Consider the following 20223-nt stretch of genomic DNA (forward strand, 5'->3'; position numbering starts at 1 on the left):
CCTCCCCTCCCCTCCCCTCCCCTCCCCGGCCTGTCGATCCGTCTCGGCTGCACCAAGACGACGACCAGTAATGATGACAAGCGAGTGGTCCTCATCGGTCGGACGGTCGTGGCGCTGAAAGGGTGGCTCGAACACGCGGGCATCTCTGAAGGTCCGGTCTTCCGTCGCATTGACCAATGGGGGAGCATCGATCGCCGCGCGTTGACGCCGCAGTCGGTCAACCTAATCCTGAAAGGCCGCTGCAAGCAGGCGGGGCTCGAACCGGCACTGTTTTCGGCGCATGGACTGCGATCAGGCTACCTGATCGAGGCGGCGAGGCGCTCACCGAGATCGGATCCGACGGAGACTTGATCAATCAAGTCCTGGAAATCACGGCAGAAGATGACGACACCATCCACTTGCGCCGCCACTTTCTGCCAGCGGACATATGAACGTCCGGGGGCCAGAATCCCTCGACCGATCACTCGACTGCACGGGCCGCCGCTATCGCTCCTTCCCGGCGCTACCGCTCGGTGTAGCGCCCTCCGAGTGGCTCTAAAATTTCCTCGCAGAGCCCATTGTGAGGACCGCTGAGCCACTTCGAGAAGTTGTTCGGCGCCGCATGCGGCTTGAGGAGATGCGACCGGTAGCCGCCTGTTCAAGCGTCGCGAGGCAGGACGGAGAGCACGCGCGCGATGAAGGCTGCAAACTCTTCCATGTAGCTACGGAGAAACTGCTCGGTCGATTGCACCGTCACTTCTCCGTCGTCTGAAATCAGCCCCGGAGTGAATTGAATGTATGCTTCTGGGGCGTTCATCTGCGGTGAATTGCAAAAGCTAAGAACACTGCGCAGTCCTTGTTGCGCGACCGCGGTTCCGATCGAGCCCGGCGATGTCCCGATGACAGCAGAAGGCTTGCGTGTGAACGAGTTCTTTCCGTAGGGACGGCTCGCCCAATCGATGGCGTTTTTTAGACCACCCGGGATTGAACGGTTGTATTCCGGGGTTACAAAGAGAATGGCGTCGACCCCAGCCAACTCTTCTTTGAAAACTCTGGCGACCGGCGGAAAATCGGCATCATAGTCATAGCTATAGAGCGGGAGTTCCCTGAACGATATTTCTGTCATTTCCAAGTGTGCAGGAGCCAGCCTCACCAGTGCACGGGCGAGCTTGCGATTTATGGAGTCTTTGGCGAGACTACCAATCAAGTATCCGACCTTATGCGTTTGCATAGTAATCCTCCCGATACCCCTGACCTATGGCGTGGACGGCACCGATAATGTAGCGCGTCGCGCCTTCACTGTCATGTTTCCAAGTCGCGGCAAGCCGATCTCAGAACCCTCTTAACGCGCCAATATGCCGGCACACCTGCTGCTTTCACCCAGAGTCGGTCGCCGCCGCGATCGGCATCTTAACCGGCGGCTACGGAAGGAAGAATGGCTACCTTTGAAAGAAGAACATCGTGCAAACTATAGCAACTGAACGACTGATATTGCGCCGATGGCGCGAGGGCGATTTCGAGGCCTTCGCCCGATTCTGGGGAGACCCCGTCACCACCGCCTTCGTCGGCGGGCCGATCCAGCGTGAAGATGCCTGGCGAAGGATGTTGTCGTTCATCGGTCATTGGCACTTGCGCGACTTTGGCTTTTTCGTTGTCGAGGATAGTAAAACAGGTGAAATGGCAGGCTACTGCGGAGCGCAGCTTCCCTTGGACAAGCTTGAACCTGAATTGGGATGGGGCATTTACCCCGAGTTCCAGGGGCGCGGCTATGCTACCGAGGCGATGCATGCCGTTCTCGACTTCTCAGCCAGCAAACTTGGCTGGAGGACGGCAACAAGCCTGATCACTGATGACAATTTGGCTTCCCAAGCGGTCGCGAGAAAACTTGGGGGCGCGCTTGAACGACACGTGGATATCAGTGGCATGCGCTACGGCGTATACCGGCACGTCCTTGGAGATTCGCCGATTTAGCCGCTCAAGGGAGCGCTCATCTGTTCGGACAACTGTCCGCGGTCTGGGCCCCATCGACTTGCAGTCGTCTCTCAATGACCTTTGTGATCGACGCTGCCTATAGCCTGGATGCGCCGGCGGCCTCGCGTATGGGCTCCGGCATCGCCGGAAGAAGGAGCAGGAGGACCACCGACAGAAGGTGGATGGCCGAGGCGACGAATGCGAGAGCCGCGAGCCCGGCAGCGATGATGGGGGCGGCGATGACGGTTCCGAGCGTCGTGATCATGAAGATGAAAAAGACGATCAGCGCCGATCCACGCGCATTGTTGGCGCCCGAGGCAAGGATGCCGCGATAGAAGCCGATGGGGCCGCGAAGGCCCAAGCCGATCGCCATGGGCGTAAACAATAGCGGCAACATCAGCGTGTTGGTACCGCCCGTAAGGCCATAGGCGAGCAGCGCAAGGGCACTCAGGGCTGCCATGACGGTGCCAGTCAGGATGACGTTTTCAGCGCCAAAACGTTCGGCGATCCGGGCGGTGAGATTGGCGACGATGATGAACCCGGAAATATTGATCACCTGCATGATGATGAAGTCGTTGAGCGAGCCGCCCATCGACGCGACGATGACCGTCGGCGCGCCGAAGACGAAGGTGAGAAGCCCGCCGAGCGTCAGGGCCTGGCTGAGCGCGTAGCGCATGAAGATGCGATCGGTGAGCAGTTGCCCATAGCTGCCGCGTACACCGGAGGTCTTTTCCTCCTGGGGCAGCCCGAGCACGAGGATGAGCACCGCGGCGAGCAGTGTCAAAACACCCAACAGCTCGAACGACGACTGCCATCCGAAATGCGTGAGCAGCAGCACGCCGAAGATGGGCGCAAGCGCCGGCACCAGCGATTCCACGCTACCAAGGAACCCGATTGCGCGCACCGCCGCCTTGTCGGTGAACAGCTGGCGGATCAGTCCCGGGCCAAAGACCGGAGCCGCCGCAGACGCGACGCCCTGAATGAACCTCAGCGCGATCAGTGCCGTGATGCCCGGCGAGAAGGAACAGGCGAGCGAGGCGGCCGCAAATGCGCCAAGCGAAGACAAGAGCAGCGCCTTGCGCGAAAAATGATCCGCCAGTCGCCCATAAAGAAGCAGGCCGAGACCGCCACCGCCGACATAGGCGGCAAGCACGAGCTGAGCAGTCGCCCTGTCGGTACCGAAGATTTCAGGCAATTGCGGAACTGCCGGCAAGATGAGGTCCGTCCCTGCCAGCGACAGCGTTGCGCAGAGGATGAGAAGGGAAAACGTGATGGCGCGACGCGAATTTGTCATTGTCCGGGGTGCTCTTGGCCGTCTGATCGTGACCGATGGGTGTGGAGTGCAGGTGCCCTGCCCGCCGGGTTTTCCGGGACGGTGATTGAGGGCAACTCGTGGTCACGTCAGCCTAACAAGGGCCGCACAGCTCAGACAACGAATGAAATATTCGCGTCTCAGACAGAATCGACGCTGGTGACCAGGCGACCGACGCGCCCGTCGGAAATCCCTACTCGCTCCCATCGGATGATGCTTGGGGGGATCGGCATGTCGGGATCGTCGCTGCCATCGGTCGTGAACTGGATGGCGCCCGACCAGACGTCTTCAAACCAGCCGAGTTCCTGCAGTTGAAGCTCTCTCTCGATGATTTCCGCGGTCGCGTATCGCCAGAGCGAGACGCCGAAGTAAGACGCGGCGGAGATGCGCCACTGCGCTTGTCTCGCCGGTGACGCGCTCAAAAGCGCGTGGGTGTCGTCGCAGACAAGATGGATCGGAAATGGCGCTGTTTCGATGAGCCGCCGCAAGGTCAGGTCTATCCCGACGCTCTCGTGCCGCTCCAGCAGCTTTTCGACCCGAGCCCGGGCCTTTGCCGAAGGCTCATGCCGGCCCGCTTCCCACCGCGACAGCAGACCCTGCGACACGCCAAGATCCGCCGCCAGCGTTTCCTGTTTGATCTGCCTCAGCCTGCGGAAGCGTCGAAGCCGGCATCCGAGCGGCAAGGCGCAAACCTTCAGATCGAGCTCCATATCTTCCTCGCGACGATGGTCCCCTCGCCTCTCGAATAGCAAGGACGCTTGGTCGGATGTCAACAGCGACCGGAGGCTCTGAAGGGCAGAGCGCTGACTTAACGGAAAGGACGGCGTGCCAACGGGGTCTCCAGCGGGTGTTAAGCTGGATCTCGATCGATTTTCTTGGCGGCCCGGAGATGTTCGGCGCCACTACGGCTGAAGATCAGGCGATGCTTCGTGCTAGGCAAATCGCCTGATCGGCTGTCATCTGCTGTCAAAGGTCAGGCAGCTGCCCTCGGCGCTGCTTCAGCGCGGTGCAACCGCGCCCGCATAAAAGCCGCCGTCGCCACCGTAGTAATCCTGTCTTACGCTGCTCGCACCGCCGCCGGTCTGGGAGCATCCGGCAAGCGCGGAGATTACGAGCAAGACTGTGGCGATACGCATTGGGTTTGATCCTTTCTTGGTTGTCACACACATAGTCACAGGCAAACGCCCGGACAACCCGGCGACGACACGACTTTCAACCAAACCCTGTATCCGAACGATCACGATATCGAGACAAAGGCGCACATTCTGGCTCTCGGCTCTTCTTGAATACCAACATTTACGAGAGAAGCGGCCGCAGCCGCCACGACGAAGACCGAAGCGGTCGCTAAATTGGATCGGCTGGCACGTAAGACGCTGGTTGCCCCGGACACCGAGGATCGCCCAAGGCGCTGGCCATGCGGCTGCAATCATCGCGCGTCGTCTGGCTCAACTGACGACCGACACCCCGCCAATACTTCCTGACGTCACGGTCAGCGATAGCGTTGCGCGCCTGATCAGACGCGCAGCCGAATGCGACTTAAGAAGACAGGCAGTTGGCCGCCCGCGTCGTTGCGCTTAAGCCGCTTCGAGAGCGTCGTTAGCTGACCCTTTGTTCTGGATCAGTGTGCGCGCGACGATATCGTGGTTGAGCCACAGAACAGGAGCCGATGGCGCCGAGCTCTCACCAAAGATGAGCTGCCCAACAGCTTCAACGACCAGACGGCTCAAGAGATCGGAGATCAACGTCTTGCCATCCCTGTGCATCGCCGTGATCTCGCTCGACGTCCCGATCGTCAGGTCCGACTGACCCGGGTTGTTGGGCATCGGCCAGGACGAAAAGTCGTAGAACGGCCGCATCACGTCGCTCGTCTGCATATCGGAAATCTTCTGCAAGACGTCCTCGACGGTGAATCCATCTGCCAGGAGATCCTGGCAGGCCTGCCATTGCTTGGCGACCCATTCGCCCCCGCCCTCTTTTTTCAGCGCGAGCAGAAGCGGAATGAGGGGCAACTCGATGCCGGCAAACACGTCGGACGAATTGGTGCGGATTTCAGGGCAATTGTAGACCGTCGCCTTGATGCCGTTGTTCCAGGCATCCTCGGCGATGCGCTCAAGCCGCATCTTGGCGTAGCCTTGGGTGTAGTTGGTATAGGTCTGCCAGCGATATTCGTTGGCGACCAGAATGCCCGTGCCGTGATAGCCGAATGCCGAGTAGCGAACCTGGCCGCCGGAAGCCTCGATGCGTGCCCGGATGGTTGCACTCAGGTCGATCAGGTGTCGGAATGTGTTGGCCGAGACTTCGTCGAAATTCTGCAGGATGAGCTTGCCCAAATCGCTGTCGAGCAGCGTTTGCGACGACATGTGCCGCGCGCCACGTCCCTTGTAGACGCGATTCGCGATGACCATGAACACCTTGGCCTTCGGGATGCCGCCGGCCATGGTGTGTGCGAAGAAGACATTCTTGCCATCAGTGATCATGCCGTCGAGGACACTCATGACCTCAGAAAGGGCGTTCTTGAAGCGCTCGACGCCGGCGTTACGGCATTTCTCGATGTGAGACCAGTCGAGCTTCTCGTCTTCCCAGGTCTCGAGCGTCATCTTCGCGAGAAGGTCGGTTGGAGTGGGCTCGCCTTCAGGCGCGTCAAGATCGAAGCCGGCCATGATCGGCACGTTGATGATCTTGCCGCCGAGCCGGGCTTCGGCCACCGCAAGTTCCTCGGCGTTCAGGGGCCGCAGGACATTGGCTTCGTCTCGTCTGCCAACCGTGATCCCGACAATTTCCATGCCGGCCTTCTTGGCTTGGTCGACCAGATGCGTGGCATAGCCCCGGTCGAACAGCTCACCAAACAGGACGAAAACATCGCCTGGACGGAAAATGTTCGTCCGCGGGAAGTGCGTCAGAGGGGTCGGTTTTTTCATATTGCCGGTTCTCACAAGGCTGGGTCGCGGAGCAACCAAACAAACTACGTGATGAACCACTGCACTGATTGGCGGCAAGTGGGAAGTGACAATAAGTGTCGTTACAATTCAAACCGTGAGCGGAGCGGGACGGCAGCGGCTTCCATTCCAGCCCTGGAGCAACCTGGAACGGACGATACTTCCGCTTGGCTTTTCAGCGTTTTGGCGCGATTTCCGCGGGGTGTTGACCAGGCTTGGCTTGCCTCAAAAATGCGGCTCGCGGACCGGGTATTCCACCTCGCTTGGCCGAGGCGGCAGGGGCTCAGAGCCGCTAGCACCACAGATCGTTTTGCCGAACCCCGACCTTGCGGCCGGAGTGATTCTCATCGTGCCGAACAACTCGACACCCTCGACCCGATCCTGCCCTTGCGCCACCGTGACCAGCTTGTTGTCGCCGTTGACAGTACGATGGCATTTGCGTTCAAGCCGAGATGGAAGGCGGAAGGCCGCCGAAGCGAAGCCGCAACCGGTGAGCAGGTGCTCACACACAGGTGCGACTCTCACTTTCGCCTGACGTCGAGGCCCAAGGCTTCTGCGATGACGATGGTCTGGTCAATCGTGATGATGGCATCCTTGAGGAGGACGTTTTCGGGATCGAAGGCGGTGAGGTCGCTGCCCCTGAGGTCACATGTGGTGAAATCGGCCCCATGCAGCCAGGCGCCGGAGAGATCGACGTCCCTGAGCGAGCCGCCTTTGCAGGAGGCGCCGGTCAGGTCCGCTTCCCGCAGGCGCGTTTCCTTGAAGGACGCCCGGCCGAGAGCAGCACCTGGCAGGCCTGTAAAGGACCAGTCGCCGCCCGTCACTTGCATATGGTCGAATTCGCAGGCGTCGAACATGCTGCCGACGAACTTGCACTCCTTAAAGCGGCTGTCGAAGAACTTGCAGGAGACGAACGTGCAATTCACGAAGGCGCTCGCCTGATGTGATGAGGCATTGAACCGGGCGCGCCGGAAGGTGCATTCGTGAAACACCACGCCGACGGTATTCGCCTCGGTCAGGTCGAGATCGACGAACAGCGTGTTGTCGTACCGCTCCCGCTCGATCTGGCGACCATACCAGTCGGCGCTCGCGATCGTGCTGTCGGTCTTGGGCGGCGCTTCGCCATATCGTCGTTCAGCCATATCCATCCATCTGCGGCCCTGCACGAAGCGAGCCGCCTTTCGTTGCGTCGCCGCGGAGCATTTCGATCTTCGCCATGTTTGGCAATGCGAAAGAAGCGGGGATGAGGAGCGATCAGAAATCTCACTGCTATCGTTTAAGTGCGATAGAAGCTGATTTGCTACTCGCCTAGATGGAGTTCTACAGAAGCCTGAGGAAGGCAGACGCTACCTTTGCGTTTAGCAGTGACATCGTCTTTTCGAAGCGTGTCTACTCCTCGCGCATCGCTCTGGTGATCTGGTCTGCCAGGGGCTTGATGAAGTAGGAGAGCGCTGTGCGCTCACCGGTTTGGATGAACGCCTCGACCGGCATGCCGGCGTGAAGGGCCAATCCTCCGAGCCGTTCGAACTCGGGTTTGGGGAACTTGATCCGTGCGCTGTACCAAGCTTCGCCGGTCTGTGGGTTGTTGCTGAGGCTTGCCGCGATCGTCGTGATGTTGCCGTTGATTTCCGGTGTCGTGCGTTGGTTGAACGCCGAAAAGCGCAAGACCACGCCCTGGCCGATATGCAACTGGTCGATATCCGCTGGCTGCACCTTGGCGTCGATAACAAGGCTTTCATGGATAGGAACAATCTGCATGATCGTCTCGCCGGGAGAGATCACGCCGCCGACAGTGTGCACGGCCAGTTCGTGAACAATTCCGTCCTGCGGCGCCAACAGTTCCACGCGCCTCAACTGGTCTTTCGCGGTTACCTGTTGTTCTGTGAGCCCGGTTAGTTTGTTTTCGACGTCGCGCAGTTCTGTCAAAACCTCGGAACGGCGGTCCTGGTCGAGCTGCAGGATCTGCAGTTCCGTTTCGGTGCGGCGTGTTGCAGCGCGAGCGATCTCGGCCGTAAGCTGTCCGCGTTCACCCGACAATTGTGCCTGTATGCGCTGGAGTTCGGCCAGACGCGAAAACGGCATCAATCCCTTTTCGTGGAGGACGGAGACGCCGGAGAGCTCCTGCTGAATCAAGCGCAATTCATCGTCCTTGGCCAACCGGCGCGCTGTCACCCCGTCGGCCTCCTGCTGCAACTGGCTGATGCGCTGCTGCAGTTGTGCCTTCTGACCTTGGATGGTTTCCCTTCGGGCGACAAACAGCGCGCGCTCCGACTGGACATAGTCGGCGATCTCAGGATGATCGAGACGCGCTTTAAGTTCTTCGGGAATGGTGACAAACGGGGCATTGTCGCGCTCGGCCGTCAATCGCATGGCTCGCGCTGTAAGCTGGTCGATCTGTTTGCTGACCATCGCGAGGTTGGCTCGGGTGAGCGTATCGTCGAGACGAAGCAGAAGCTCGCCCGCCTTCACCTGGCTGCCGTCACGAACCCGGATTTCTCCGACTATGCCACCTTCCCGGTGCTGAATGCGTTTGACATTCCCCTCGATGGCTACGGTTCCCATGCCGACGACGGCACCTGAAAGCTTGCTCGTCGCCGCCCAGCCACCGACGCCGACTAGAAGCGCCGCCGTCGATGCACCTGCGATCAGCATATAGCGGCGGATCGCACGCGAAGCCTTGCTGGTCGGACCGCTCATCATGCACTCTCCGGAACTGCTCGCACGGTTGTCTTGCGCAAGACTTCATCACGCGGTCCGAAGGCGACCATGCTGCCCTTCGCCATGACCAGAACCTGATCGACCGCAGCAAGCGCATTCGGGCGATGGGCAATGACGACTACGATCGATCCGGCTCGTCGAGCTGCGACAATCGCGTTGGTCAGCCCCACTTCGCCCTCGGCATCGAGACTGGCGTTTGGCTCATCTAGCACGATTAGAAACGGCTTGCCGTAAAGAGCGCGCGCAAGGCCGATGCGCTGGCGCTGTCCGGCCGAGAGGGCGGCTCCTGCCGCGCCGATGCGGGTGTCGTAGCCATCAGGCATCGAGAGCACGAGCTCATGCACGCCCGCCTGCGTGGCCGCCTCGATGATGGCCGCAGGATCGGCGTCGGCTCTCAAGCGGCCGATGTTCTCGGCAATCGTGCCATCGAACAGTTCGACGCCCTGCGGCAGGTAGCCGATGGAAGTGCCGAGAACCTCAGGGTCCCAATTGTCGAGTTCGGCACCATCAAGCCGAATTGCGCCGCGCGCAGCTGGCCAGATGCCGACCAAGGCGCGTGCAAGCGTCGACTTGCCCGATCCGCTCGGACCGATGACGCCTAGTCCCTGCCCCGCTGTAAGCGCAAAGTTGACTTCGCGCACGAGCGGCGTGGTTGTCCCGGGAGCAAGAACGGCGAGATCGGCAACGTTGATCGAGCGTTTCGGGCTTGGTAGCGGCATTGGTTTGCGGTCCGCGGCAAGCCCACCGAGTATGTTTTCGAGCCGGCGACGGGCCTGGCGCGCATTCACGAACCCACGCCATTGGCCAATGGCCTGCTCGATCGGTGCGAGGGCCCGTGAAGTGAGGATTGATGCGGCAATCATCGCCCCGGGCGAGGCCAACTGATAGATCGCCAACCAGGCGCCGAGCGCCAGCACCGCCGACTGCAAAGCCAAGCGGAAGATTTTAGACGTCGTCGCAAAGCTGTTCGTCGAATCGTTCGTGCGGCGCTGCTCCTCCACATAGTCGTTGTTGGCAGCGTGCCATTTGGCCGAATATGCCCCCGTCATGCCCATTGCGCGGAGCGCTTCTGCATTGCGGCGGCCAGCCTCGATAAGCTCAACGCGAGACGAGGTTAGCTGAGCAAGACGTTGCAACGGCGCGCGTAGGACAAACTCGCTGGCAAGTGTCAGCACGATCAAAGCGACGGCGCCGGCAACGGCTAGCCAGCCCAGATAGGAGTGGAACAGGAAAAGGATCGCGAGGTAGACCGGCAGCCACGGCATGTCACAAATGGCAATTGGGCCCTGCCCGCTCATGAACTGGCGGATCTGATCCAAATCGCGCAGAGGCTGAGAAACCAATTCCTTCCGTGACAAACGAAGCGGGAGTTTGAGCACGGCATCGAAGCTAGGAGCACCCAGCTGTTCTTCGAGCTTCTGGCCAATCTGCGTCAGGATCCGCGCGCGAAGCACCTCCAGCAATCCCAGGAAAAGGTAAAGGCCGACGGCGAGCACCGACAATGCCACCAGCGTCGGTACACTTCGGCTTACCAGAACCCGGTCATAGACCTGCATCATGAAAAGTGGGCCGGTTAGCATCAGCAGGTTCGTAACGGCGCTTAAGGCCGCCACGCCGACGAAGGTGCGTCGGGTAGAGCGCAAGGCGGCCGAAACAAGGGACTGCCGCCGATCAGCTGTAATGAGTGCCACGCGTCATACCTACGCCACGAGCTTAAAAACTAGGCACATTCGCGCCTTCATATCTGTCAAGGGCTGTTCATATCTCCTCACCACGGAGAGCGCAACGGACGTCGAAATTGCTTTCGTGTAAGTTGCAGTCGATCCTGATTTCCGTGGAGATCGGTCCTGGACAATATCATTCCACCAGCCGCACGCCGCCTCCTCTGCCGAAGCCGTTCGGAACGAAATCCTTGCCATCTTCCGCCGGCTTCTTGAAGAAGGCTGTTCCTGACACGTAGAGGTTCAGAACCCTGGTAATCAGTGCGGTGAATTTCGATTCCGAATTGAGGCTGCCGCTGACGTTCCAGTCGATCACCGCATGGGGCAAGTAGATCGCCCCGTTGTAGAAGCTTCCGGCAGACGTGTTGATGCGGAACTGGATGTTGCTGTCCTTCGCCTGCCGGCCCTGGAACATCAGGATGCCGGCATGCGTGCCGCTGGTCGGTGCCGATACTTGCAGGATCGCCGCGCCGTTCAGAAAGAACGGCGATTGCGCGTCTTCGAAGTAGAGAAGCACGTCCTTGCCGATGACCTTGGCCGATGTGTTCAAGGTCAGGGCGCCGCGGCGGAACGTGTAGATGCCGGGCTTCAGCGTTAACTCGTCCGTGGAGTTCACGGTCAACCCACCGCAATAGACGCCAGGTTCGAGCGACGACTTGCCCTGGCTGTTGATCGTCTTCAGGCTTTGGGAGGTACAGGGGGCGTTCGGCGACACCGGTTCGGGCATGCCGGCCAGGGGGTCCGGCACGACGGGAGATCCGTCGACAGGCGGCGGCGAAATCAACCGGCCGGAGAGTTTCGACTGGCCGGTGACGGCGATCAGCGGTGCTGCGAATTTACCCTGGTTTTCGGCGTAGAATGCACGTTGCGAATGGGACGAATTCACCTGGAAGCCGCACTCGCTGGTGACCGAGTTCGAATTGATGATCTTGAGCGCATCGGCCCTGCTCGGATCGAGGATCAGGATGCAGGCCGAGCTGCCGGACCCCCGGGCAGCTTTTGCGACGACCGAGATCGGAACGGTCCGGAAGCCGAACATATGCATGATGGCGGTTTCGTAGTCCTCATTGACGGCCACCGCCACCGTGTCACGCTCGACGGTGACCTGATGGTCCCAGCTGGCGGGCTCCTTCAGATCCTGCTTTTCGTTGCTGCTTAGATGGGCGCCGAGAAACCCTGCGGCGATCTCCTGTTCCGAACCGACGCTTGCTGCTGCTCCCGCCAATGCCGCGGCATCGGCAGCGCTTTGCATCGCGGCCCTGCGGTTAACTGCCGCTGCGAAATCGATCGCAACGCCAAGGGCGGCAATGAGGGGAATGGCGACAAGCGCTGCCAAGAGGCCGAAGTTCCCGGACCGACATTTCAGCAGGGCCGAGGCGCAACGCCTGATCAGTGGCAGGTTCAGTATGTTCATGGCAGTTTCTTTGCAACTAGATGGAGAGTACCTGCCTCATCGTGCAGGGAGCCTTGCCAATCCTTTAATTTCGAGCCGAGTTAACGGTATGCAGCCTCTCAGGCACTCGTCAGGGCGCTGATACAGGTACGAGGCGAGGGTTTTCGACGAGATTTTGCACTTTGCGCGTCGTGCGCCGGCAAAACCGGCCATCTGCCGCGATCGTCGGTTCAGAGCGACTTGCGTGGGATTGACGGGCAGCGCGCTCGCCATCTTCACTCACAGGTTGTCGATCTTTTGATATGGGCGCTCAGCACTAACCCCTTTTGCGCATCTGCCTAATCCTTGACTGGACCGTGCGCTGTGCGACGCTTGCGGCTTCATGGTTGTACTGCGTAAGGGGCGGACGATGAAATTCTCAAAAGCAAAGAGGAAACATCCCGGTAAAGCATTCAAAATGGGCGGGGCCGACAGAAGCGCTTATGACGGCTTCGTCGGGGCGGCGCGCGCAGCACCCGGCTTTTCGTATCGGGGACGATGGACCAGCGAAGGATGCCCCGGCACCTTCGAAACGTGGCTCGCAAACAAGGGTGTGATGCCCAAGCAATAGAGCCTTTCATTCCACGCAGTCACGATCTGCCGGCGTCGGCGATGGCGCCAGCTGCACGCGTCACGGCGCCCGATGACGCAGCTTTGGCTTCGCTTGGGCTTCGATCGCGTCAGCTCGCGCAAGAGTCGATTGGCCGCAACCAGGCACCGCCGAGAATGCAGCGGCGGCCGGTTTGCGTCGACAGGTTGACATCCTTGTCGGCTGTGAGCACCGGTTTCCGTTGGCCTATGTTGTGGATGGTCTCCGAACTGCCTTCCCGGCTCAGGCCTTCCCGCTGTCAATCACACGTGCCCATTCTGCGGCTCGCTCGGCCGAGGCCGCGAGGACCGGCTTCGGCGCCTTGTACCACTCGTCATTGGGGATCTCGCGTTTCTCGCGGACGAACACGATGGCGCGCTCCAATGTCGGGAACTGGTCAGGCAGCGTCAAATGCAGAAACAGCGACACAACGACGACGGAGCGCGAGCGGCCGCCGCGGCAGTTGACGAGCACACCGCCACGCTCGCGCCTGGGATAGGAGGGCTTTTCGGGCAGGATCTGCTCCAGGGCCGCTCGCAGGATGTAGTGCGCGGCCAGCATTTGCGTGTCCGGGTTCCCGTCGCCGTCGATCAGTCCGATCTTGTAGTAGCGGATTTCCCCCGGTCCGTGGATGCTGTTGCGGTGATCCGAGACGAGCTTCGGTTGGTCGACGAAATTGAAGTCCAGATTGACCGCGCAATTGACGACCGTCGTGATCCCACTCTTGCGCAGGAGATCGAGGTCGCTCGCACCTTCCTTCCCGGAAATGAAGATGTCGACACCATAGGTCGGATGCTTCGGATAGACGAGACTGAGCCTTGGCAACTCGCTGCTGGTCTGGCCGGTAGCGGGGGCGTCTGTGAGATTGTCGAGCATGGTTTCCTCGTGTGCTTTCATGGCGACGGCGCTTTCGCGCTGCGCCCGGCAGAGATCGCGGCGGCGACGCGGTTCAAGGTCGGATAATCGCCGCCGCGGCCATAGGCGACATAGCCCGGGCAAAGGTAGTCGGCGGATCCTTCCGGAACTTTGCCAAGCGACAGCGGCGCATAACGCCCGCCTGCGTTCTTCAGGATTAAGGTCGCTGCTGCCACATCCCAGGCGTTGACACCGAAACCGGCGGCGGCATCAACGAAACCGGCCGCCACATGGGCTATGCTCAAAGCGGCACTTCCGGGGCGACGCACGGTCGAGAAGGTCTCGACCAGATCGCCGAGGCGGGCAAGTGCCTCGTGGCGGCCATCGAGGCGAAAGTCGCGCGAAACCGGGTAGCCGGTGATCAGTGTTGCTCGGCTTTCGTCACCGATGGCTTTCGAGGCAATCACCTTTCCATTGAGATAGGCGCGCTCAAGGTCGCTCGAAAACAGCAGATCGGCCACCGGGTCGTAGACGACCCCAGCCACGACCGATGCGCCTTCGACCGCCGCGATCGATATGCACCAGAAGGCAAGTCCTCGGGCGAAGTTGGCGGTCCCGTCGATCGGATCGACATACCATTGGATCTCGCCCTCGCCGACCTGGCCGCCCTCTTCGCCAAGCATGGCCGAGTTCGGCTCTTGTGCGAAGATGTAGTCGCGGATGCATGCCTCGGCTTGCCTGTCGTAGATCGTCACGACGTCGTGGAGATCGCGCTTGTAGTCGACGGCTATTTCCGAGCGAAAGGCGGCAAGCAAGGGGCCGGCGGCCGAACGGGCCGCCCCTTCGGCGATCGTCATCAGTCGCCGCGAGTGCTTGCGCATGGCGTCTCTATCGGAATGGCTACGGCTCGTGGCGGGATTGGCGTCGGTCATGCTTTCTTCCTGTTCATAGCGAAACGGCCGGCGCGACCTGTCCCTCGTGAGGTCGCGCCGGCCGGGCTTTTACTTGCTGTGGTTCACACGCCAGAAATCCTGCCACTCCTCGCGCCGGTCGAAATCGTCAAGCCCGGTGGCGGCGTCATAGGGAAAGAGGCGGTCCGCTACCTCCATGATCCCCGACGGCTCGTCTTCAGGCATCTTGATGTCGACATTGGTCGGCAGCTTGCCGTCCTTCATCTGCGGTGCGATGCCCTCTTCCGTCAGCACGTAATGGATGAAGAGCTTCGCGGCATTCGGGCTCGCCGATTTCGAGGCGATCAGGCCGAGCTTGGTGTAGGTCCAGCCGACCCAAGGGGTAAGCTCCGTGCAGAGCCCGAGCTTGTAGCCCTTGCCTTCGTTGTCGCGGAACTTGGCGGAGCTCAGGAGCCCGAAGAAGGGCTCCTTCTGGCCGGCCGCGCCGACCGCTTCGGCAACCGGATCGTCGCCGTCCGTCACAAGCGGGCCGTTTTGCGCCAGGGCCTTGATCCAGGCGGCCGCCGCACTTTTTTCAGTGGTTTCGAGATCCTTGCCGAAGTGGACCTTGTAAGCCTCCTTCACCGCGCTGTCGGCATGCTTTTCCAGCTGGTTGAACCAGTCGGTGTAGGTGCTCTTGGTCAGGGGATCGACGAGCGCGATCTTGCCTTTCCACTTTGCGTCGGTCAGCTCCCAGATGTTGCGGACCGGGCATTTGTCATAGGCCTCGGTGTTGTAGGCCCAGACGTTGGCATTGGTCGAAATCGCCAGCGGGTTCTGGAAAGCCGCCGGTATCTTCTCTTTCATGTCGCCGGGCAGATAGCTCTCGACGAAGCCCTGCGGCAGAAGCTGGGCGAGTGCCGCCGGCGCGTCGGTGATCAGGGCGACATCGCCCTGGACGTTGCCGGCCTGGGCTTCGCGGATGATCATTTCCAGCTGGCTGTTGGCCGAGACTTTGACGCCGGTTGCTTTCACGCCGTATTTGGCGGTGAAGGCCTCGGCCATCTCGACGATCTTGCCGGTGCTGTCATAGACATTGATCGGCTTTTCTTTCTTGGCCGCCTCCACCAGCGCATTGAGATCGAACGCCTCCTCGGCGCTTGCCTCGACGGCGAATGCGGCCGCAAGGGCGGCAAATGCCGCCCCCATGATCATAACCTTGTTCTTACCCTTGCTCATGGTTTCCCCTCCCAAGGAGACCGTTTCATATGTTCAGGCGTTACTTCTGGTAACTGAGCCGCCAGAGGTCCTGCCAGGTCTCGCGTGCGTCCCAGTCGTCGAGGCTCGTTGCCATCTGGTAGGGCATGACCTGATCGAGAACGGCGCCGATGCCCGATGGCTCGTCGGCGGGCAGCGAAACGTCCTTGTTCGTCGACATTTTTCCGTCTTCTGCCTGCGGCGCGATGCCTTCGGCGGTCATAACATAGTGGATGAAGAGCTTTGACGCGTTCGGACTGTTGGTGCCCTTGGTGATCAGCCCGACGCCCGGATACATCCAGCCGAGCCAGGGTTTCAGGTCCTTGCAAAGACCGAGCTTCATGCCCTTTTCGGCATTGTCGCGGAACTTCGCCGAACTCATCAATCCCATGAAGGGTTGCGACTGGCCCGGCGCGCCAACGGCATCGGCGGCTGCCGCATCGGCGTCCGTCAGCAAGGGAGCGTTGGCGGCGAGCGCCTTGACCCAGGCTGCCGTCGCGCTGCCGTCGTCTGTCTCAAGGTCCTTGCCGTAGAGCTCCTTATAGGCGGCCGCCACCTTGTCGTCGCCGTGCTTGGCCATCTGGTTGAACCAGTCGACATAGGATGGCTTGCCAAGCGGATCCTGCATGGCGACCTTGCCCTTCCACTCAGGGCCCGTCAGCTGCCAGATGTTGCTGACGGGGCACTTGTCGAAGAGCTCGGTGTTGTAGGCCCAGACGTTGGCGCTGGTAACGACGGTCAGCGGATCCTGATACTCAGTGGGGATGTTGGCTGCGAGATCCGGCGGCAGCCAGCTTTCGGCAAAGCCCTGCGGGATCAGCTGCGCCATGGCGGCCGGCGCGTCGCTGATGATCGAGACATCGCCCTGGATGTTGTTGGCGCGGGCCTCGCGAATGATCATCTCGAGCTGGGCCGTGGCCTTGACCTTGGAGCCCTCGGCGCCGACGCCATATTTCTCCGAGAAGGCCTTGGCCATTTCGACGATCTTGCCGGTACTGTCATAGACGGTGATCGGCGGTTCCTTGCGCGCAGCCTCGATCAGCGCATTCAGGTCAAACGGCTCTTGCGCCAGCGCCGGCCCAGTGAAGGCGACGATAGTCGTTGCCAGCAGCGCGCGCCTGATTGCCCGGTGCGTCCTTTCAGTCCCTAGAAATTCCATCGTCTGTTCCTCCCTCAGATTATGTTTCGGTTTGTCGTGTCACACTAAAGCGCCTCAGTTCAGCGTGTTCTTGCGCAGCAGCGCGTCCGCCTCGGTGATCCGCTGGCCGTCCTTGTTAAAGACGTGCAGCGCCTCAGGCGGCGCAAAGAACGAAACCCTCGCGCCGGTCTCGACGCGCGGCAGGGCGTTGGTCGTCAAGAACAGCGTGTCGCTCTCGTTCCTGAGCTCCAGGATCCAGCTGCCGCCGGTCGGCAGGACGCCTGTCACTGTCATTTCGCCGGAGAAGCTGCCGGCAGGCACATCGCTCGCCTTAACCGAATAGCCGATCGCTTCCGGCCGGATGCCGATCGAGCCAATGGCGCGCAGCGACGGGTGGCGCGTGCCAAGATAGGCTTCGGCTGCGCGCGACAGGTCGGAGGCCGTGGCCGATCCGAAGGTCAGGATGTTGATCGGCGGGCTGCCGACGAATTCCGCGACGAAGCGATTGGCCGGTCGATCGTAGATATCGTTGGGCGTGCCCATCTGCTGCAGCGTGCCCTCGTTCATGACGGCGATCGTCGTTGCCAGCGTCATTGCCTCCCACTGGTCGTGGGTGACGAAGACGATGGTCGTCTTGAACTCATTGTGGATACGCTTGAGCTCTGCGCGCATTTCAAGCCGCAGCCGGGCGTCGAGGTTCGACAGTGGTTCGTCGAGCAGAAGCACGCCCGGATTGACCGCCAGCATGCGGGCGAGCGCCACGCGCTGCTGCTGGCCGCCCGAAAGCTGCGACGGGTAGCGGTCGCGGTACTTGGCGATGTCGAGCGCCTGCATCACCTTCTCGACGCGCTTTTCGCGCTCTTCCTTCGGCAGTTTGCGCAGCCGGAGGCCGAAGTCGGTGTTGCGTTCGATCGTCAGGTGCGGCCAGAGCGCGTAGCTCTGGAATACCAGCCCCATCTCGCGCTTTTCCGGTGGGATGAACACCCCTGCCCTGACCGAGTCGACCACCCGCTCCCCGATACGGATCTCGCCGTCCGAGAGGTTTTCAAGGCCGGCGATCATGCGCAGCGTGGTGGTCTTGCCGCAGCCGGAGGGTCCGAGAAGGCACATGAACTCGCCGTCGCGGATTTCGAGATCTAGGTTGGAGACGGCATTGGCGGAATTGACGCCGTAGTTCTTCTGGGCGCCGCTGAGATTGATGGTGGGCATCAGCTTCCGAGTCCTTCTGCGAGATTGGTCTTGGTCAGCTTCTGGGCTGCCAGGGTTCCGAGATAGGCGATCGCCGCGATGATCAGCACGACCGCGTTTGCCGCCTGGGTGTAGTGGTAGTCGACGAGCCGAAGCGAATAGGTGGTCAGAACATCGGTGCTCGGCACGGCGAGGATGACGAAGAGGCTCAGGCCCTTGATGCCCGAGATGAAAGGCAGCAGCACGCCTGTCACTAGCGAACCCTTCTGGATCGGAATGACGATCAGCATCATCCGGCGGAACCAGCCAGCGCCGGAGATCTGGGCTGCCTCTTCCGGATCCTTGCCAAGCTGCGTCATGGCCGAGATACCGGCGCGCGAGGCATAGGGCATCTGGTCGGCGATGAGCGCCAGCACGAGGATGGTGACGGTGCCATAGAGAGCAGGCATCGGTCCGCGCGGCACGGCGAAGAGCGACAAATAGGCGGCGGCAAAGGCGATGCCCGGCACCAGATAGGGGAGGAAGGTGACCTGCCGCAGATAGACCGACAGGGCCTTCACCGGTGTGCGGATGACCACATAGCCGACGAGCAGTCCGAGAATGCCCGAGGTCAAAGAGGCAAGGCCGACGATCATCAAGGTGTTTTTGGCAGCCGCCCAGAGATCAGGGCTTAAGAGTACTCCGGTCTGCAGCGCCACCGTGTGGAGGTCACGGCCGATCCAGTAGTCGAGCGTGAAGTTGTCGAGCGTGAACTGCGCCGGCAGCTTCATGATGGTGGAGAGAAACAGGGTCAGCAGCGGCAGGCCGACGCTCAAGAGAAAGATGAGCGCTGCAAAACCGGTCGCCGGCAGACGGTACTTGCCGAGGCGGCTTAGGCGGTTCATCGAACCCTTGGAGCCGACGGTGACAAAGCGCCGCGCTTCGCGCACCAGCCGCGCGTCGATCATCAGGGTGATGATGCCGATCAGCATGATCGACGCCGCGACGACACCGGCTACGCCGGTCTGGCGCGACGCGATGCTGCGAAAGAGCGAGGTGGACAATACCTCGAATTTGACCGGCAGGCCGAGCACATAGGGCACGCCGAACTCGCCGAGGCACTTGGCGAAGATCAGCACCATCGAGGACAAGAGTGCCGGACGCATCAGCGGCAGAATGATTTGCATCGCCACCTGGTAGCGCTTGGCCCCAAGGATGCGGGCGGAGTCTTCGAGCTGACTATCGAAGCGGCGGAGCGCCGAGCCGAACAGCAGGATCACAAACGGAGTATAGTGCAACGCCAGGATGATGATGATCGGGAAACGCCCATAGGCGACCCAGTCGGGCGGCGTCAGCCCCATGGCCTCGAACCAGCCCGGCTGGCCGCCGACCGTGCGGTTCTTGAAGAGTGTCGTCCAGGCCAGCGCAAAGGTCCAGGCCGGTAACATGTAGGGCACGATCAATGCCGTTGCGAACCAGCGCCGTCCGAACATGTCTGTCCGGCTGATCAACCAGGCGAGCACAGTGCCGATCACCAGCGACAGGCTGATTGCCCCGAGCGCGACCGATAGCGTGTTGAAGAGCGGCCGCCAGAAGAGGTCGACCGAGACCGGCGACAGGAAGGCGCGATCGAGATAATAGAGCGTAAGCTCGCCGAAGTCCTTGCCGAGCCGCCGCTCATGGCCGAACTGGACGCGCACGGAATCAAGCACGATCGAGATGATCGGCACGACGATGAGATAGGTAAAGAGAAGCGCCGTCAGGACGCCAATCAGCGTCGTCGGCTCCCGGGAGGCGACCTTCATCCGATAACGCCAGCGTTGCCATGCCGTCGGCGCCATCGCGCTGTCGGGCAATGTTGCCGCCTTGGTTGTTTCACTCAATAAGGCCATGCTCTTCCCCTTGGAACTCAACATGCGCTGCCTGCCCCGGCATTGATGCCGGCCGGAACTTTCAAACTGCCAACGGGGAACAGAAATCAGCCACCAGGGCGTGGCGCTGACATACGCATGAAGCCGCTCAATGATGCGAAAGATAGCGGCTTTCGGGTACTCACTCCTCCCCGTTCGCAGGGCAGGCACAGGCGCCTGCCAGACGTCGGCGCAAGCTCCTCAACCGCGCCGCCATCACCACGAACATAGACAGAACAAATATTCCAATTCAGCTCCGTCTATGGAACGTATGATCCAATGACGGGGCGCTGTTGTCAACAAAAAAATGCACACGTGCGCAACAGCATAACATGTTGTTTTTCATGT

The 20223-nt window shown here is 60.9% G+C and carries 16 protein-coding genes and 1 pseudogene; 2 read left to right on the forward strand and 15 right to left on the reverse strand.

Annotated elements, in window-relative coordinates:
- Positions 1 to 321: pseudogene (locus tag L981_RS35400) on the forward strand (integrase); the annotation flags it as partial.
- A gap of 316 nt (positions 322 to 637) precedes the next feature.
- Here L981_RS35400 and L981_RS18190 read toward each other — a convergent pair.
- Positions 638 to 1210 carry an NADPH-dependent FMN reductase gene (locus tag L981_RS18190; protein ID WP_043619323.1) on the reverse strand — a complete coding sequence of 191 codons (573 nt, stop codon included), beginning with the start codon at positions 1208 to 1210 and terminating at the stop codon, positions 638 to 640.
- A 230-nt stretch (positions 1211 to 1440) separates the two neighbouring features.
- On the opposite strand from L981_RS18190, the gene L981_RS18195 reads away from it, so the two are divergent.
- Positions 1441 to 1950 (forward strand): GNAT family N-acetyltransferase, encoded by a 510-nt coding sequence (locus L981_RS18195; RefSeq protein ID WP_052201859.1) that lies wholly within the window; start codon positions 1441 to 1443, stop codon positions 1948 to 1950.
- A 97-nt stretch (positions 1951 to 2047) separates the two neighbouring features.
- On the opposite strand, the gene L981_RS18200 is transcribed toward L981_RS18195, so the two are convergent.
- From L981_RS18200 to L981_RS18260, 14 genes are all read right to left on the reverse strand, one after another.
- On the reverse strand, positions 2048 to 3244 hold the full coding sequence (locus L981_RS18200; protein WP_052201860.1) for an MFS transporter: 1197 nt from the start codon (positions 3242 to 3244) through the stop codon (positions 2048 to 2050).
- Between the two features lie 158 nt (positions 3245 to 3402).
- Positions 3403 to 3972, reverse strand: a complete 570-nt coding sequence (locus L981_RS18205; RefSeq protein WP_052201861.1) for a helix-turn-helix transcriptional regulator — start codon at positions 3970 to 3972, stop codon at positions 3403 to 3405.
- Positions 3973 to 4260: 288 nt separating this feature from the next.
- The gene (locus L981_RS35125; protein ID WP_197067159.1) at positions 4261 to 4398 is read right to left on the reverse strand and encodes a hypothetical protein; all 138 of its coding nucleotides are present in this window, start codon (positions 4396 to 4398) and stop codon (positions 4261 to 4263) included.
- 438 nt (positions 4399 to 4836) lie between these two features.
- Entirely contained in the window at positions 4837 to 6180 is a 1344-nt protein-coding gene (locus L981_RS18210) for a hypothetical protein (protein WP_052201862.1), read from the reverse strand.
- A gap of 539 nt (positions 6181 to 6719) precedes the next feature.
- The gene (locus L981_RS18215; RefSeq protein ID WP_043619463.1) at positions 6720 to 7340 is read right to left on the reverse strand and encodes a pentapeptide repeat-containing protein; all 621 of its coding nucleotides are present in this window, start codon (positions 7338 to 7340) and stop codon (positions 6720 to 6722) included.
- Positions 7341 to 7587: 247 nt separating this feature from the next.
- Positions 7588 to 8895: an HlyD family type I secretion periplasmic adaptor subunit gene (locus L981_RS18220; protein WP_371258885.1), complete on the reverse strand. Its 1308-nt coding sequence runs from the start codon at positions 8893 to 8895 to the stop codon at positions 7588 to 7590.
- Positions 8895 to 10607 (reverse strand): type I secretion system permease/ATPase, encoded by a 1713-nt coding sequence (locus L981_RS18225; protein WP_245281658.1) that lies wholly within the window; start codon positions 10605 to 10607, stop codon positions 8895 to 8897. Before L981_RS18225 ends, L981_RS18220 begins: the two co-directional genes overlap by 1 nt.
- 166 nt (positions 10608 to 10773) lie before the next feature.
- Positions 10774 to 12051, reverse strand: coding sequence for a pilus assembly protein TadG-related protein (locus tag L981_RS18230; RefSeq protein WP_043619327.1), 1278 nt, complete (start codon positions 12049 to 12051; stop codon positions 10774 to 10776).
- A gap of 850 nt (positions 12052 to 12901) precedes the next feature.
- Entirely contained in the window at positions 12902 to 13534 is a 633-nt protein-coding gene (locus tag L981_RS18235; RefSeq protein ID WP_052201868.1) for a dual specificity protein phosphatase, read from the reverse strand.
- 17 nt (positions 13535 to 13551) lie between these two features.
- Positions 13552 to 14394, reverse strand: coding sequence for an inositol monophosphatase (locus L981_RS18240; protein ID WP_371258887.1), 843 nt, complete (start codon positions 14392 to 14394; stop codon positions 13552 to 13554).
- 120 nt (positions 14395 to 14514) lie between these two features.
- Positions 14515 to 15612 (reverse strand): ABC transporter substrate-binding protein, encoded by a 1098-nt coding sequence (locus tag L981_RS18245; RefSeq protein ID WP_043619468.1) that lies wholly within the window; start codon positions 15610 to 15612, stop codon positions 14515 to 14517.
- 70 nt (positions 15613 to 15682) lie between these two features.
- Positions 15683 to 16819: an ABC transporter substrate-binding protein gene (locus L981_RS18250; RefSeq protein WP_043619331.1), complete on the reverse strand. Its 1137-nt coding sequence runs from the start codon at positions 16817 to 16819 to the stop codon at positions 15683 to 15685.
- A 54-nt stretch (positions 16820 to 16873) separates the two neighbouring features.
- Positions 16874 to 18007: an ABC transporter ATP-binding protein gene (locus tag L981_RS18255; protein ID WP_043619333.1), complete on the reverse strand. Its 1134-nt coding sequence runs from the start codon at positions 18005 to 18007 to the stop codon at positions 16874 to 16876.
- Complete coding sequence (locus L981_RS18260; RefSeq protein ID WP_043619336.1) at positions 18007 to 19857, reverse strand: iron ABC transporter permease; 1851 nt, start codon at positions 19855 to 19857, stop codon at positions 18007 to 18009. The genes L981_RS18255 and L981_RS18260 overlap by 1 nt, the downstream gene beginning before the upstream one ends.
- Positions 19858 to 20223: the final 366 nt, after the last annotated feature.

The organism is Ensifer sp. ZNC0028 (assembly GCF_000799055.1).
Classification (GTDB): domain Bacteria; phylum Pseudomonadota; class Alphaproteobacteria; order Rhizobiales; family Rhizobiaceae; genus Ensifer.

Coding starts and splice junctions, on each gene's coding strand:
- L981_RS18250 (WP_043619331.1), bottom strand. CDS start 16,819: ATGGAATTTCTAGGGACTGAAAGGACGCACCGGGCAATCAGGCGCGCG.
- L981_RS18215 (WP_043619463.1), bottom strand. CDS start 7,340: ATGGCTGAACGACGATATGGCGAAGCGCCGCCCAAGACCGACAGCACG.
- L981_RS18235 (WP_052201868.1), bottom strand. CDS start 13,534: ATGCTCGACAATCTCACAGACGCCCCCGCTACCGGCCAGACCAGCAGC.
- L981_RS18255 (WP_043619333.1), bottom strand. CDS start 18,007: ATGCCCACCATCAATCTCAGCGGCGCCCAGAAGAACTACGGCGTCAAT.
- L981_RS18205 (WP_052201861.1), bottom strand. CDS start 3,972: ATGGAGCTCGATCTGAAGGTTTGCGCCTTGCCGCTCGGATGCCGGCTT.
- L981_RS18210 (WP_052201862.1), bottom strand. CDS start 6,180: ATGAAAAAACCGACCCCTCTGACGCACTTCCCGCGGACGAACATTTTC.
- L981_RS18240 (WP_371258887.1), bottom strand. CDS start 14,394: ATGCGCAAGCACTCGCGGCGACTGATGACGATCGCCGAAGGGGCGGCC.
- L981_RS18200 (WP_052201860.1), bottom strand. CDS start 3,244: ATGACAAATTCGCGTCGCGCCATCACGTTTTCCCTTCTCATCCTCTGC.
- L981_RS18245 (WP_043619468.1), bottom strand. CDS start 15,612: ATGGGGGCGGCATTTGCCGCCCTTGCGGCCGCATTCGCCGTCGAGGCA.
- L981_RS18230 (WP_043619327.1), bottom strand. CDS start 12,051: ATGAACATACTGAACCTGCCACTGATCAGGCGTTGCGCCTCGGCCCTG.
- L981_RS18260 (WP_043619336.1), bottom strand. CDS start 19,857: ATGGCCTTATTGAGTGAAACAACCAAGGCGGCAACATTGCCCGACAGC.
- L981_RS18220 (WP_371258885.1), bottom strand. CDS start 8,895: ATGAGCGGTCCGACCAGCAAGGCTTCGCGTGCGATCCGCCGCTATATG.
- L981_RS18190 (WP_043619323.1), bottom strand. CDS start 1,210: ATGCAAACGCATAAGGTCGGATACTTGATTGGTAGTCTCGCCAAAGAC.
- L981_RS35125 (WP_197067159.1), bottom strand. CDS start 4,398: ATGCGTATCGCCACAGTCTTGCTCGTAATCTCCGCGCTTGCCGGATGC.